Origin of the sequence: Amycolatopsis sp. cmx-4-54 (genome assembly GCF_046548895.1) — a bacterium.
In the GTDB taxonomy this organism is placed as follows: Bacteria; Actinomycetota; Actinomycetes; order Mycobacteriales; family Pseudonocardiaceae; genus Amycolatopsis.
Window position 1 is genome coordinate 72,867 of sequence record NZ_JAEBEJ010000013.1, and the last position, 15,320, is coordinate 88,186.

A 15,320-nucleotide genomic window follows, 5' to 3' on the forward strand; every position below is an offset into this window, starting at 1 on the left:
CCCTTCACCGGTTGTGGGCGGCGAGCAGCTCGTCGGCCTCGCGTTGCAGGTCGTCGCGGGTGCCGATGTTCGCGGGCGGGACGGCGTCGGGCAGTTCGTCTTCGATCAGCCGTAGCCGGGCGGTGAACCAGCCTCGGACGGCCCACGCCAGCTGCAGCAGTCCACTGAGGACGATCAGCAGCGCGAGACCGCGGCCCGGTGAATCGAACATCGGCTGGACGAACCGTTCCGCGAGCGGTCCGACGACGAGGTAGCCCAGCGGCATCGTGAGCATCATCAGGGTGATGAACAGGGACAGCACCCGGCCCTGCAGTTCGAGGTTGACCTTGCTCTGGATGATGGCGATCCAGTGGCCGTCGGCGAGGGATTCACCGAACCCGACGAGGAACATGCCCGCGATGATCAGCGCCGGAGACGTGGAGACCCCGACGAGGACCATCGCGACACTCCCGATGCCCATCGCGATGAGCATCCCGTGGCTGCGCCGGGCCGTCCCGCCCCAGAGCCCCATCACGACGCTGCCGACGAGCGCGCCGACGCCGCCCGAGCCCAGCGCCATGCCCAGCACCGCGGCGGGTTGCTCCAGCAGCAGCATCGGCGTGATCACGGCGAAACCCAGGGTGTAGAAGACGTGATCGATGACGAAGAACCGCAGCGCGGCGCGCAGGCCTGGACGGCGGGTGATGAACTGCCAGCCGTTCCGGATCTCCGTGCGGAAGTTCTCCTCGCGCCGCCGGAACAGCAGGTTCGGGAAGCGGACGAACAGCAGGGTGAGCGCGCCGGCGGCGAAGGTGCCCATGTCGACGAGCAGAACGCCGCTGATCCCGATCGGGCCGATCAGCGCGGCGCCGAGCATGGGGGAGAACACCAGTCCGACCCCGACGCCGAGCTGTCCGATCCCGCTGGCATGGCCGAGATAGCGTTTCGGCACCAGCTGGGCGACGGCCGCGAGGTAGGCGGGCCGCTGGAACGCACCTGCCAGCGAAGTCACCGTCACGGCCAGGTAGACGTGCCAGAGATGCAGGCCGTCCGACAGCATCAGGAACGCCAGCGCCGCCATCGCAAGGCCCGCCATACTGTCGCTCACCAGCATGACCTTGCGCCGGTCCCACCGGTCGGCGACGGCACCGGCGACCGGTCCGGCCAGGATGCCGGGCAACAGGCCGATCGCGCTGACGGTGGCGAAAGAGGTGATCGAGCCGGTCTGCTGGAGCACCCAGATACTCAGCACCAGGGTGCTCAGGCCGCTGCCGACCATCGACAGGAGCTGGCCGAACGCGACCACCGCGAACTTGCGCAGATCCGGTTCCGCACGCGGGACCGGAGCCGGCTCCTCGGCGACCGATCGTCCGGCGACGAACGCGACCAGCGCCTCGGCGAGCGGTTCCGCGTGGCTCTTGACGAAGAAGTGCCCGGCCTGCGGCAGCACGGCGAGGCCGACGTCGCCTTCGGTGAAGTGCCGCCATTCCTGACGGCGTTCCTGATAGTGCTCGGTGACGCGGTCGCGCGCGCCGACGACGGTGAGCACCGGCGCCTTCAGCGGCTCGAAAGTCCCTCGGTACGCGGCGGTGAAGTACTCCTCCGCGTCGCGCGCGTCGTGCCGGACATTGCGGAGCACGAAGGCCTTCTGGTCCTCGTCGTCCAGATCGGTGAAGCCGCCGCGCGCGCGGAGATAGGCGAGGTATTCGCGGTCCGAGGTGAAGCGGTCCACCGGAAAGTGCCGGTAGATCCAGTCGAAGAACCGCCCCGGCAGCCGGGCCGTCGGGAACCCCGCGCCGAGTGCGACGCCGGCCACGGGCAGGCCGGCGGCCTCGGCACGCCGTGCCACCTCCACGGTGAGCGCGACGCCGAGGCAGTGTCCATAAAGGACGATCGGGCCGTCGATCGCCCGCAGTTCTTCGACGATACGGCCGGAGACGACGGCGATCGGCTCCAGCTCCTCGTCGGGCCGGGAGCGGTCGTGGCCGGGCAGTTCCGCCGCGTGCAGCGCCCAGCCGGACGGTAACGCGTCGGCGAGCGGCTGGTAGGCGACGGCGCTGCCGCCGGAATAAGGTACCGCCACGACCGTGTGGCCACCGACGGCCGCGTCCGTCGCGGTCAGCCGGTGCAACAGCCGCCGCTCGGTGTCCGGACGCGTGTCGAGATGCGCGGCCAGCCGCCGGATGGTGGCGTGCTGGTACAGCTCGACCAGGCTGGGGGAGGGCTCGATCCGCCGGACGACCTTGAGCGCGGCGAAGGAATCCCCGCCCAGGGCGAAAAAGCTGTCGTCGATGCCCGGATCGGATATGCCGAGGACGTCCGACCAAGCGGCCGCGATCCGTTTCTCGGTGTCGGTCCGTGCGAGGCAGCCGGTGGCCCGAGGCCCACCACCCGAGGGCGCCGGCAGCGCGCGTCGATCCAGCTTTCCGTTGGGCGACAGGGGAAGAGCGGGCAGGGTGAGGATTCTGGCGGGGACCATCTGCGGCGGCAGGCCCGCCGCGAGCGTCTCGCGGTAGACGGCCTCGTCGGCGTCCGACCCGTCGCGCGTCACGACGTAGCCGACGAGCTGGGCGCCCTGCGGAGCGGCCGCGCAGGCCACCACTTCGGGCAAGGCGCCGAGCGCGGCCTCGACCTCGCCGAGTTCGATCCGGTAGCCGTTGACCTTGACCTGATCGTCGAGCCTGCCGAGGAAGTCGACCGTGCCGTCGAGCTGGAACCGCGCCGAATCACCGGTGCGGTACATCCGGGCGCCGGGGACGAACGGGTCGGGCACGAACCGGTCCTCGGTCAGTTCCGGTCGCTCGTGATAGCCGGGGACGACGCCGAGCCCGCCGAGGTACAGCTCACCGACGACGCCCGCGGGCACCGGCCGGCGGCAGGAATCGAGGACGTAGACGCGGTTGTTCGGGAACGGCCGCCCGATGGGCAACGGCGCGTCGTCGGCGAGATGGTCGACCGAACCCTCGAAAAAGACATTGTCGACGGTGACTTCGGTGACGCCGTAGGAGTTGACGACCCGGTTGCCCGGCCCGACGAGCCGCCTCGCGAGCCGGAACTCCCGGACGTGCCACTTCTCGCCGCCACCGATCAGCAGGTCGACGAAGCGGAGGTCCTCCCCGCCGCGGTCGGTGTGGTCGAGCAGCGCGCGCAGGACCGCGGGGACGAGTTCGGTGCAGTTCACCCGCTCGGCCCGCATCAACGCGAGGAGTTCGGCGGGGTCGAGCAGTGTCTCGCGGGGCGCGACGACCAGGCGGCCGCCGCTGAGCTGCGCCCGCAGGGTCTCGCCGACGAACATGTCGAACGAGAAACTGGCCGCCTGCAGATACGTCCACTCCGGACGCAGCCGGTACGCCCGCTGCCACATTCCCGCCGCGTGCACCAGGTTCCCGTGCGTGACGACGACTCCCTTGGGCCTGCCGGTGGACCCCGAGGTGTAGATGACGTACGCCGGATCGCCGGCGGTGTTGACCGAGGGCAGGCAGGTGTCGTCGTCGGGGAGTCCCTCGGCGAGGTAGTCCGCGTCGATGACCACGGTCGGCGCGCTGTCGGCGAGCATGTACTCGAGACGATCCGCGGGGTAGGCCGGATCGAGCGGCACGTAGGCGCCGCCGGCCTTGAGCACCGCCCACATCGCGGTGAAGAGCGCCGTGCCGCGGTCGAGGTTGATCGCGACCCGATGGCCGGGCCGCACTCCTTCGCCACGGAGACGGCGGGCCAGCCGGTTGGCCCGGCGATCGAGTTCGCCGTAGCCGAGTGTCTCGCGGCCGACGGTGAGCGCGGGCGCGTCCGGTGTCGCGCGAGCGTGGCGTTCGAACAACTCGTGCACGGCCGTCGTGTCGGGTACCGGGATGACGTTGTCGTTCCAGTCGTCCACGACGCGACGGTGCTCGGCGGCGGTGAGCATCGGCAGGCTCGTGATCGGCGTCGTGGGGTCCGAGGTCGCCGCGGCCAGCACGGTCAGCAGGTGATCGAGGACCGCTTCGGCCCGTGCGCCGTCGAAGAGTTCGGTGGCGTAGTCGGCGTGCAGGACCGCGCCGTCGGCGGGGAAATCGAGTCCGATCGCCAGGTCGACCATCGAGGCGCGCGGCGGCAGTTCCCCCGCGTAGCTCAGGATCGGGTCGGCAGGAGCCGGGGTGTTGTGCACGGTGAGCATGACCGGGCTCAGCCGTTTGGTGCCGGGCCGGGCCAGCACGGTCACCAGATCCGGCAACGCCAGGTCCTGGTGATCGAGGTCGCCGAGCACGGTTTCCCGCACTCGGGCGACGAGTTCGGGGAACGACGGCTCGCCGGTCACGTCGCCCCGCAACGGCAGCACGTTCAGCGCGGGACCGATCAGCGACGCGAGTCCGCCCCCCGAGCGGCCCGCCACCGGCGACAGCACGGTGACGTCGGTGCGACCGGTGTACCGCCGCAGCACGACCTGCAAACCGGCCAGCACCACCATGAACAGGCTCGCCCGTTGCGCACCGGCGTAGGCGCGCAGCCGGCCCAGCAGAGCGGGGTCGAGCCGTCGGGCGACGCGTTCGGAGGCGTACGTGCGGGCGGCCGGGCGGGGGCGGTCGGCGGGTAGTTCGAGGTCGAGTTCGGCGCCATCGAACCGATTCCGCCAGTACGAGACGAGCTGTTGGTCGGCCTTTGCCCCAGCGGCCCGGGCGGCGAGATCGGGGACGGGAAGCGCGGGCAGCAGCGGCGTACCCGAATACAGGGCGGCGAGTTCCTGGCCCAAGACACCCGCCGACCAGCCGTCGAAGGCGAGGTGGTGCACGATCAGGACGAGTTCGTCGCCGTCCAGGAACGCGTGCGCGACCGGTCCGTGCCGGTAGTCGATCCCGTCGCGATCCGGCTCACCGAGCGTCAACGGGATCGTCGCCGCCGGATCGACGACCATGCTCGGTTCGGTGCCGTCGTCGGGGAAGCGCGCCCGGAGCAGCGGATGCCGGCGGGACAGTTCGGCGAGCGCGGCGGTCAGCGCCGAGACGTCGACCTTTTCGGCCCAGCGGTACCGGATGCCCAAGGTGTAGACGGGAAGCCCGGCGCACAGCTGCTCGGCGATCCAGTAGTCCCGTTGCATCGGGCTCAGCGGATGCGGGATCCCCTCGGTGAGGTCCGGGACGGTGGCTTCGGCCGTTCCGGTCGCTTCGGAGAGGACGACGGCGAGCGCGGCGACGGTCGGATCCGCGTACCACCGGGTGAGGGTCAGCTCCGCGCCGTGACGCAGGCGCGCCGCGGCGATCAGGCGGACCGCGTCCAGCGAATCCCCGCCGAGGGCGAGGAAATCGTCGGCCGCGCCGGTAACGGCACCACCGAGGATCTCCTCGAACAGCTTGGCCGCGGACTTCTCGGCCGCCGTGAACGCGCTGTCGTCGACGACTTCGGCCGGGATCTCCGCCGCCAGCGCCTTCTTGTCGATCTTTCCTTGCGGCGTCAGCGGAAACCGGTCGTGCCGCACCAGGCCCGCCGGGACGAGATGGGCGGGCAGGACGTCGCCCAGCGCGTTCCGCACCGAAGACAGGTCGGTCTCGTCCGTGACCAGATGCCCGATCAGCCTGGCGCGGCCGGTCCGATCGTCGACGAGGACGACGGCGTCCGCGACGCCCTCCAGCTCCAGGAGCGCCGCCTGCACCTCCGCGGGCTCCACGCGATGCCCGCGGATCTTGACCTGATCGTCGAGCCGCCCCAGGAATTCCAGCTGTCCGTCCTCGGACCAGCGGACCCGGTCGCCGGTGCGGTATTCGCGGCCCCGGCCGGGGGTCGTCACGAACCGTTCGGCGGTCAGCTCCGGCCGGTTCAGGTAGCCCTCGGCCACGCCGATCCCGCCGATCAGCAGTTCGCCGTCGTCGCCGATCCGGCAGGTCACCCCCGGATGCGGAACCCCGATCGGCACCACCTCACCGGACCATTCGGTCACGTCGGTGGCCGTCGCGCCCACGGTGGTCTCGGTCGGCCCGTAGCTGTTGAACAACCGCGTCGCACCGCCCACCGCGGCCTGCCACCGGCGGACCGCGTCGGGCCGCGCGGTCTCCCCGCCGATGATCACGCACCGCACGCTCGCCGGGACGGCGGTCTCACCGCGGTCGAGTGCCGTGACCAGCTCGTGCCAGTACGCCGTCGGCAGGTCCAGCACGGTGATCCCGAGCGTGCCGCAGCGCTCGAAGAACAGGTCCGGCCTGCTGATCATGTCGTCGTCGCGCAGGACGAGGGTCGCGCCCCGGAGCAGCGGGCAGAAGATCTCCTCGACGCTGGTGTCGAAGCTCAGCGACGCGAACTGCAGGATCCGGTCGCCCGCGGCGAAGGCGAACCTGTCCGCGAAGGCGTCGGTGAAGTCGCGCAGCGAGCGCCGGCCGATCAGGACGCCTTTCGGGCGGCCCGTCGAACCCGAGGTGAAGATGACGTACGCGGGATCGCGGTGCCGCGGCCCGCCTTCGAGCGGGACCACGCCGTCCGAGGTGATCAGCGCGCTGGGCCGGGTCTCCTCGATCATCATGGCGAGCCGGGCTTCCGGATAGGCCGGGTCCAACGGCACGTAGCCCGCTCCGGCCCGCAGCACCGCGAGGATGGCCACGATGGCGTCCCGGCCGCGTGGCAACCGGATGCCGACCAGGTCGCCCGGCCGCACCCCGGCGTCGGTCAGCCTGGTGGCCATCGCGGCGGTCAGGCCGATGAGGGTTTGGTAGTCGAGCTCGCCGTGGGTGTCGGCCAGCGCCACCGCATGGGGTGTCCGGACGGCCTGTCCGGCCACGGACACCCAGATATCACCCTCCACAGTGGACAAGGGCGGTTCGTGGGTTCTGGTCACCGGTTCTCCTCGGCAATCACATCGACCAGTGCGTTGGCGTCCGGTCCCAGCGGTGGGCGCGCAGCGCGTCGAGCAGTTCGGGGGGCAGCGGCTCGGCTCCGGACACCGCCAGGTTCGCCCGCACGTGCTCGGGTCGGCGCATCCCCGGGATCACCGCGGACACGGCCGGGTGCTGGAGAATGAAGCGCAGCGCCAGCTCCGGCATGGTCATGCCTTCGGGAAGCAGGTCCCGGAGCGCGTCGACCCGTTCGACCGTGGGCGGCAGGTTCTCCGGTCCGAAGTAGACGGCGCGCCAGTCCTCGGGCGGGAAGGTGGCGCCGGCGTCGATGTTCCCGGTGAGGGACCCTTCGTCGAACGGCACTCGCGCGATGATCGCGATGTCCTCCTCGAGCGCGCGGGGGAAGAGTTCGTCCTCGGGAGCCTGGTCGAAGACGTTGTAGATGACCTGGATCGCGTCGACCAGCCCGGTGTCGAGCGCGGCGAAGCAGTTCGCCGGCTCCCAGCGGTTGACGCTGATGCCGAAACCGTCGATCAGGCCTTGGTCCTTGAGCCGCGCGACGACCCGTTGCCAGCCTGGTTCGGCGGCCCAGCGGTCCTCCCAGACGTGGAACTGCAGGAGATCGATCTTGTCGACGCCGAGGTTGTCCAGGCTGCGTTTGGTGTAGTCGAGAACGTGTTCGACGGGAAAGACGTCTTCGAGCGTGTCCTGCGGTCGCGGCGGCCATTCGCGATTGAGCGGCGGGATCTTGGTGGCCAGCCGCATCCCGGCGCCGGGATGACGACGGCGCAGTTCGCCGAGCAGGCTCTCCGACTTGCCACGGCCGTAGACCCAGGCCGTGTCGAAGAAGGTGCACCCCAGTTCGATGGCGAGGTCGAGAGCGTCCGGCGCGATGTCGTAGTCCCACCCGGTGAATCCGCCCGGGCCGCCTCCGATGCCCCACATGCCGTAGCCGACTTCGCCGACCTTCCAGCCCATCCGTCCCATGGTGCGCTGCCGCATCTCATTCCTCTCAAGCACTGGCGGGTTCCTTCGGCCGTGTGGCGGAAGTGGTGAACAGCGCCGGGTTGTCCTGCAAAAGGTTCTCGAGTACTTCGCGGACGGCCGTCTCGTCGGCGGTCCGCCCGTCGGCACGGTGTTCGATGATCGCCAGCAGCAGGCCCGGTTCGACGTCGGCCGAGGCCCGCAGAAGGCCGAGGAAATCCAGGCAGGACACCCGATCCGCGCCCACGGCAAGTTCGTCGAACCGCACGGTCCCCGGGCTGTAGACGTGCAGTGCGCGCCCCAGCACGGCCGGGTCCTGAACGGCCTCCACGACGATGCGCGCCACCGTGTCGACGGGGCTGTAGTCCGACCGGATCCTCGCGTTGGGCACCGACCCGAGCCGCTCGAAAGCGGTCAGCAGCAAATGGGTCAGCGCCGCCGGGTTGGGGACGGCGACGTCGGTCGCGGGCATGACCTCGCCAAGGCGCAGCACCGACACCGGAAGATCGGCGGCGGCCGTCACCAGCCGCTCGCCCGCCCATTTGGACAGGCTGTAGCCACTCGACGGCGGGGTCACGCCCTCGAGGTCGACGTCTTCGGTCACCACGTGCCCGCTGGTCAGGGCGTGGTCGTACAACGCGCCGAGCGTCGAGATGTAGTGCAGCGGGATGCCCCCCGCCGCGCGGGCGAAGCGGATCACCTCCGCCGTGCCCAGCACGTTGGGCTCGCGGTGCATGCGGTAGTCGTACAAGAGGTTGACCAGGGCGCCGGCGTGGACGACGAGGTCGCATTCTTCGGCGAGCGATCGCCACCGCGGCGCCGTCAGCCCGAACCCGGGCCGGGCGAGGTCGCCTGCCACCACGGTGATCCGTGCGGTGTCGCACTCCAGGCGTTGTGCGGCGAGGGCGGTCAGAACACGGTGCCGCGCATGGGCATCGTCGTGGCCGCGGACCAGGCAGCGCACCGTCAGGCCGGTGCTTTCGAGCAGTTCGTGCAGGAGCCGGGCGCCCACGAACCCTGTCGCGCCGGTGAGCAGCACCGTGCACGCCGTCCGGTCCCGCTTGTCGCGCAACGGGGTCCGCGTCGTGCTGAGGCTCGCGAGGTCGGCGGTGACCAGTTCCGAGGAGACCGGTACGCGGTCGCGCCGCCCGATCAGGTCACGCAGCCCGGCGGCCGTCGGACGGTCCGCGAGGTCACGGACCCCGACGTCCACGCCGAACCGGTCGCTCAGCTCGACCACGGCCGCGACGGCCTGCAGCGAGTTCGCGCCCGCGGCGAAGAAGTCCTCGTCGACGCCGAGATCCGGGCGCCGCAAGGCGTTGCGCAGGACGGCCAGTACGGGATCGGCGCCGGAATCCGGTGGCGTCGCTGGCCGTTCGACCATGGCCGCCAGCGCGCGGCGGTCGATCTTGCCCGCCGCCGTCAGCGGTAGTTCGCCGACGGCCACCGCGCGGCGCGGCATGCTGCCCCGCGGCAGCCTGTCCCGCAGCTGGGCAAGCACCTGCGAAGCGCTCGCGGTGCCGGTAACGGCGAGCACCGGCTCACCGGCCACGGCGAGCGCCACCGCACGCAGCACTCCCGCGCAGGACAGGGCGGCCGTCTCGATCTCGCCCGGTTCGACCCGGACCCCGTCGATCTTGAGCTGATGGTCGATCCGGCCGCCGAAGTGGAACCGGCCCTCGGCGTCGACGTGCCCGAGGTCGCCGGTGCGGTACATCCGGCCGGACGTCGGGGAAGTGAAGAAGCGTTCGGCGGTGCGGCGAGGTTCGCCGTGGTAACCGGCGCCGACGCAGGCTCCGCCGATGACGATCTCGCCGGTCACCCCCGGCGGCAAAGGCCGCACGTCGACGTCGACGACGACCGCCGCGCAATTGTCGATCGGCCGTCCCAGCGGCACGACGTCGCCGTCGCGGGCCGTCACCTCGTGGAAGATCATGCCGATGGAGGCTTCGGTCGGGCCGTAGGCGTTGCTGACCCGCAGTCCCGGCAGCAGTTCCCGCAGGCGGTGCACGTCGAGCGGGTTGATCTGCTCGCCACCGACCACGAGATGGCGCAGCGAACGCAGCCGCCCGGCCGTGGCGGGCCGTTGGCGCAGCAGGGTCAGCAACGCGCTCAGGACCGCGGGCACGAAGTCCGTGACGGTCACCTCGTGGGCCTCGATGAGGTCGATTGTGTGCCGGAGGTCGTGGTGGTCCCCGGCGGAGGGCACCACCGTCGCGCCGCCGGTGGTCAACGGCCAGAAGAGCTGCCAGAACGCGGAATCGAACGTGTGGCGGGTGTTCTGCAGGACCACCTCGCGGGTGGCGGGCTCGCCGAACCAGCGGTTCATGAACGCCAGCCGGTTCGTCAGGCCCCGGTGCAGATTCACCGCGCACAACGGAGTTCCGGTCGTGCCGGAGGTGTAGACGCCGTAGACGACGTCGTCCGGCCCCGGGTCGGGCGGGTCGTCGAGGACGTCGTACTCGCCGAGGTCGACGACGAGCGCCCGGTCGCGATGCGCGGCGGGGATGACCGCGATGTCGGCGCACAGCACCACCGGGGCGTCGAGCAGATCGAGGACCTGCGCGATCCGTGCGGCCGGCCAATGAGGATCGACCGGGACGTACCCGGCTCCGGCGATCATCACCGCCGCCCAGGACACCGGAAGGACGCGGCCGTCGGCGACGAGTACGGGCAGCAGGCGCCCGGGTTCCGTTGTCACCGAACGGATCCGGGCGGCCAGCGCGTCGGCGTGACCGACGAACCGCGCGTAGGTCAGCGTTCCGTCGGCGGCGTACACGGCCACCGTGTCCGGTGTGGATCGGGCGATCGCGCGGATCTGGGCCGGGATACTGCGATAGGGACCATGGTCGACGTCGGTTCTCGCGTGCACCGCCGCTTTCGTGGCGGCGGACAGTGCGTCGAGCCCGGCCAGGTCCGCCTCCGGATCGGTCAGCACTCCGCCGAGCAGTTCCGCGTGCATCTCCGCGACCGCCGGTGCGGCGCGTTCCCAGGGATCTCCCGGTGGACAGCGCAGTTCGACGGACACCAGGCCGGGGGAGTCGAGCCACGCGTGCGCGACGGGTCCGGCGGCCCCGTCGGAGACGTCGCGGGCGTAGACGGCGACGCCCGAACCGCTGAACGTCGCGGTGGACAGGGTGAGGTCCCGGTCCAGACGCCGGGCCACTTCGGCGAATGCCTTGGCGGCCGCGTCCGGCAGCGGGACCCCGGGTCTGAGCGGAGCGTGACGGCGATGGTTACCCCATCCGAGGGTCATGTCCCTCAACCAAGTGACCGTAGGAATCCGTTGCACGGCCAGGAGACAACGCTTACCCAAACTCGATCTGAACGATGATCGCGCTGCCTGCGAGGTCACCTTTCGTTGATCGAAGATGCAGAGTTGTGGATCTCAGCGCGCGGGCGAGTGCGGCGAAGGCCGCCGGGAAGTCCGGTGTCCGGATGGCGGCACTGGAATCGATGACGGACGCGTTCGCGTGCGAGCGGTTTCTGAGCGAGGTGTGGCGGACCGGTCCAGACCACCCACCGATCCCCGCCGACGTCGTCAAGGCGATGGCCGACGCCGGGAGTTACGTGACCGGCGCGTTCGACGGGGACCGGCTGCTCGGTGCCTGTATCGGCCTGTGGGGTCCGCCGGGTCGGGCCGGGATGCACAGCCACATCGCGGGCGTCCATCCCGACGCTCGCGGTCGCGACGTCGGGTTCGCGCTGAAACTGGACCAGCGGGCGTACGTCCTCGAAAACGGTGGCACCGAGATCAGCTGGACGTTCGACCCGCTCGTCGCCCGCAACGCCCACTTCAACCTGGGCAAACTCGGTGGTACGGCGGAGGAGTACCTGACCGACTACTACGGGCCGCTGTCCGACGGGCTCAACCACGACGACGAGTCGGATCGCCTCATGCTGCGCTGGGACCTGCTCGGCGAACGGGCCCGGGCCGCCTGCGACGAGGGCTCGCCTCCCGATCGCTTCGAGCGAAGTCCCGGAGTATTGCTGGACATTGAGGACGATCGCCCGGTTCCCCGGCCGTGCGGCGACCGAACGGTCCTGATCGCCGTTCCGCCGGACATCGAGCTTCTCCGTACGCGGAAACCGGCTGTCGCGAGGGAGTGGCGGCTCGCCGTCCGCGATACCTTGGGCGCACTGCTGGCCGACGGCGCCCAGGTGGTCGGCTTCGACCGGGCCGCGTGCGGCTACGTTCTCACCCGGGGCGAGGGACGATGAAGATCGAGCGCGTCGTACTCCGGCGGATCGCGTTGCCGCTGGTCAGCCCGTTTCGTACGTCCCTTGGCAGCGAATACGAGCGCGTGGCGCTGCTGGTGCACGTGACCACACCGGACGCCGAAGGCTGGGGAGAATGCGTCGCCGGGGCCGACGCCAGCTACTCGTCCGAATACGTCGAAGGCGCCGAAGACGTCCTCGTGCGGCATCTGGTCCCGCCACTGCTGGCGGCCGGGAACGTCACGGCGCACACCGTGGCGCCTCTCCTCGCCGGAGTCAAAGGTCATCGGATGGCGAAGGCCGCGCTGGAGATGGCGGTCATGGACGCCGAGTTGCGCGGCCATGGACTGTCCTTCGCGGCCGGCCTGGGAGCCGTCGCCGACAGCGTCCCGAGCGGGGTTTCCGTGGGCATCATGGATTCGGTGCCGGAACTGCTCGACGCCGTCACGGGCTACCTGGCTCAGGGTTACCGGCGGATCAAGCTCAAGATCGAACCCGGCTGGGACGTCGGGCCGGTGCGGGCGGTCCGCGAACGGTTCGGTGACGAGACGCTCCTGCAGGTCGACGCGAACGCCGCCTACACGCGCGCGGACGTCCGTCAGCTGGCCCGCCTGGACGACTTCGACCTGCTGCTGATCGAGCAACCGCTCGACGAGGAGGATCTGCTCGGCCACGCGGAACTCGCCCGGAGCCTCCGCACCCCGATCTGCCTCGACGAATCCGTCGTGTCCGCGCGGTCGGCCGCCGACGCGATCGCGCTGGGCGCGTGCCGGATCGTCAACGTCAAACCCGGCCGCGTGGGCGGCTACCTCGAGGCCCGTCGCATCCACGACGTCTGCGCGGCGTCCGGTGTCCCGGTGTGGTGCGGCGGAATGCTCGAAACCGGGCTGGGCAGGGCGGGCAACCTCGCCCTCGCCGCGCTGCCGAACTTCACCCTGCCCGGCGACGTCTCCGCCTCGGACCGGTACTACGAAACCGATATCACCGCACCGTTCGTCCTGCGGGACGGGAACCTGTCCGTGCCGGCGGGGCCCGGGCTCGGGGTCACGCCGGTTCCCGCGGTGCTGGACGAGGTCACGACGTCGGTGCGCGAACTGCGCAATTCCTGACCGCCGAACGCCGATTCCGGGCATGGGAAAACTCGTGACCCGCCCGTAGTTTCGGCGCCGTGCCCGAAATCGAACCGTTCACCATCCATGTTCCCGACCGCGAGCTGGCCGATCTCCACACTCGCCTGGCCCGGGTGCGCCTTCCCGAAGCCGAGACGGTTTCCGACGCCACCCAAGGGATCGAGCTGGCCCGGCTGACGGCGTTGCTGGGGGCGTGGCGGGAACACGACTGGCGGGCAAGGGAGATCCGATGGAACACGATTCCCCACCACCGGACCCGGATCGACGGGCTGGACATCGGCTTCTGGCATGTCCGCTCGCCCGAACGCACGGCGCTCCCGCTGATCCTGACCCACGGCTGGCCGGGTTCCCCCCTTCAATTCGAAAAGGTGATCGGACCGCTCAGCGATCCGGTCGCCTGATCGACCTGGGCGTATCGTGCGATCCGGCGCTGTGGCACGCCGATCGAAACGCCTTGCATATCAGGTCGTTCCGCGATTTCGTCGCCGTCGCGATCCGGTCGGCCCTCGGCTGGATCTGCCGCCCCACCACGTTGCGAAAGCCACTTTCGCAACCTTCAACGTTGCGAAAGTGGCTTTCGCAACGTCGTCACGGCCCCACAAAAGCGCTTGTCAGCGGTGCGTGTCCTCCGGCGTCCGGCTCGCCAGGTTCGCCGACCACTCGGTCACCCGCCGCGCACGTGCGCGACGCTGGGCGGAGCGCCGCTACCGGAACCTGCACCGGTGGACCGAACGCGACCGCGGCGGGCACTTCCCGGGACTGGAACAGCCGGACCTGCTGGTGTCCGAGATCCGGGCCGCCTTTCGGGATCTCCCGGTAAACGGTTAAAAACCCCCGACGTTCGAGGGGATACATCGGGAGTGGGCGCTCCTAACGTCGGAAGCCGACCGAAACCCGGTGAGGAGCACCTCGATGAAACTCGTGCGCATGATGGGGATGGCCGTTCTGACGGCCTCCGCGTTGGTGTTCTCGATGACGGCGGCGTCCGCGCACGATCCCGAGACGGCGGAGGGGCAGGCCGCGGCCCGGACCTTCCTCGCCGACCACGTCCCGGCGGAACGGCACGCGGTCACCGGCACCGCGGCGGGTGTTCCGTGCGTCGACGGCAAGGCCGACAAATACCCGTGCAAGAACGTCGACCTGCTCAGCGTGCTCCCGTTGTCCGGTCTCGGCGGCGGGAACGGCAACGACATCTGGGGCTGGACCGATCCGTCGTCCGGCAAGGAATACGCCATCGTCGGGCGGACCAACGGCACCGCGTTCGTCGACCTCAGCGTCCCGACCTCGCCGAAGTTCCTCGGCAACCTGCCCTCCAACGGCGGCAGCAGCTCGTGGCGGGACATGAAGGTGTACAAGAACCACGCGTTCATCGTGGCCGACTTCATCACCGGGCACGGGATGCAGGTGTTCGACCTGACCAGGCTCCGTACCGTCACCACACCGCAGACCTTCACCGCCGACGCGCTGTACCGGGAATTCGGTCCCGCGCACAACATCGCCATCAACGAGGAGACCGGATTCGCCTACGCGATCGGCTCCAACACGTGCAGCGGCGGACCGCATGTCGTCAACATCCAGAACCCGAAGGCGCCGGCCAAGGCGGGCTGCGTTTCGCAGGACGGCTACACCCACGACACGCAGTGCGTCGTCTACCGCGGACCGGACACGGCCTACAGCGGCAGGGAAATCTGCTTCAACGCCAACGAGGACACGCTGACCATCGTCGACGTCACCGACAAGGCCAGGCCGGTCCAGATCTCGCGCAAGGGCTACTCGGGCGCGCAATACTCGCACCAGGGCTGGCTGACCGGCGACCAGCGCTACTTCCTGCTCGACGACGAACTGGACGAGTCGCGCGGCACCGACAAGCGCACCAAGACCTACATCTGGGACCTGGCCAAGCTGTCCGCCCCCGTGCACACCGGCGTCTACAGTTCGCCCGCCACCGCGATCGACCACAACCAGTACATCAAGGGCAAGTACTCCTACCAGGCGAACTACCAGGCGGGCCTGCGCATCCTGGACGTCAGTGGCGTCGCTTCGGCGCGGTTGTCCGAGGTCGGCTACTTCGATATCTACCCGGCGGGCAACGCGGCGAGCTTCAACGGCGCGTGGAGCAACTACCCGTACTTCGCCAGTGGCATCGTCATCGTCAACGGCATCGAACAGGGCCTGGTCGTGGTGAAGCCGAACCTCGGCGGCAAGTGACCGGAGG

General features: G+C 70.1%; 8 protein-coding genes. 5 read left to right on the forward strand and 3 right to left on the reverse strand.

The genetic code is table 11. From position 1 onward, the window contains the following. Positions 1–4: 4 nt before the first annotated feature. From ACLJQ7_RS34575 to ACLJQ7_RS34585, 3 genes are read right to left on the reverse strand one after another with little or no spacing between them, the layout of a single operon-like run. Positions 5–6,775 carry an amino acid adenylation domain-containing protein gene (locus tag ACLJQ7_RS34575; RefSeq protein WP_410652362.1) on the reverse strand — a complete coding sequence of 2,257 codons (6,771 nt, stop codon included), beginning with the start codon at positions 6,773–6,775 and terminating at the stop codon, positions 5–7. Positions 6,776–6,791: 16 nt separating this feature from the next. After that, entirely contained in the window at positions 6,792–7,793 is a 1,002-nt protein-coding gene (locus ACLJQ7_RS34580; RefSeq protein ID WP_410652363.1) for an aldo/keto reductase, read from the reverse strand. Beyond that, complete coding sequence (locus ACLJQ7_RS34585; RefSeq protein ID WP_410652364.1) at positions 7,786–11,013, reverse strand: non-ribosomal peptide synthetase; 3,228 nt, start codon at positions 11,011–11,013, stop codon at positions 7,786–7,788. Before ACLJQ7_RS34585 ends, ACLJQ7_RS34580 begins: the two co-directional genes overlap by 8 nt. A gap of 125 nt (positions 11,014–11,138) precedes the next feature. Here ACLJQ7_RS34585 and ACLJQ7_RS34590 point away from each other — a divergent pair, with 125 nt between their 5' ends. The 5 genes from ACLJQ7_RS34590 to ACLJQ7_RS34610 all read left to right on the forward strand — a co-directional run bounded on the left by ACLJQ7_RS34590 (position 11,139) and on the right by ACLJQ7_RS34610 (position 15,313). Beyond that, the gene (locus ACLJQ7_RS34590) at positions 11,139–11,978 is read left to right on the forward strand and encodes a hypothetical protein (protein ID WP_410652365.1); all 840 of its coding nucleotides are present in this window, start codon (positions 11,139–11,141) and stop codon (positions 11,976–11,978) included. Next, positions 11,975–13,084: an o-succinylbenzoate synthase gene (gene menC, locus ACLJQ7_RS34595; RefSeq protein ID WP_410652366.1), complete on the forward strand. Its 1,110-nt coding sequence runs from the start codon at positions 11,975–11,977 to the stop codon at positions 13,082–13,084. The genes ACLJQ7_RS34590 and menC overlap by 4 nt, the downstream gene beginning before the upstream one ends. 59 nt (positions 13,085–13,143) lie before the next feature. Then, a complete protein-coding gene (locus ACLJQ7_RS34600) occupies positions 13,144–13,506 on the forward strand; it encodes an epoxide hydrolase N-terminal domain-containing protein (protein WP_410652367.1) in 363 nt (120 codons plus the stop codon). A gap of 220 nt (positions 13,507–13,726) precedes the next feature. Then, positions 13,727–13,933, forward strand: a complete 207-nt coding sequence (locus ACLJQ7_RS34605; RefSeq protein WP_410652368.1) for a hypothetical protein — start codon at positions 13,727–13,729, stop codon at positions 13,931–13,933. Positions 13,934–14,017: 84 nt separating this feature from the next. Beyond that, positions 14,018–15,313: a choice-of-anchor B family protein gene (locus tag ACLJQ7_RS34610; RefSeq protein WP_410652369.1), complete on the forward strand. Its 1,296-nt coding sequence runs from the start codon at positions 14,018–14,020 to the stop codon at positions 15,311–15,313. Positions 15,314–15,320 lie beyond the last annotated feature (7 nt).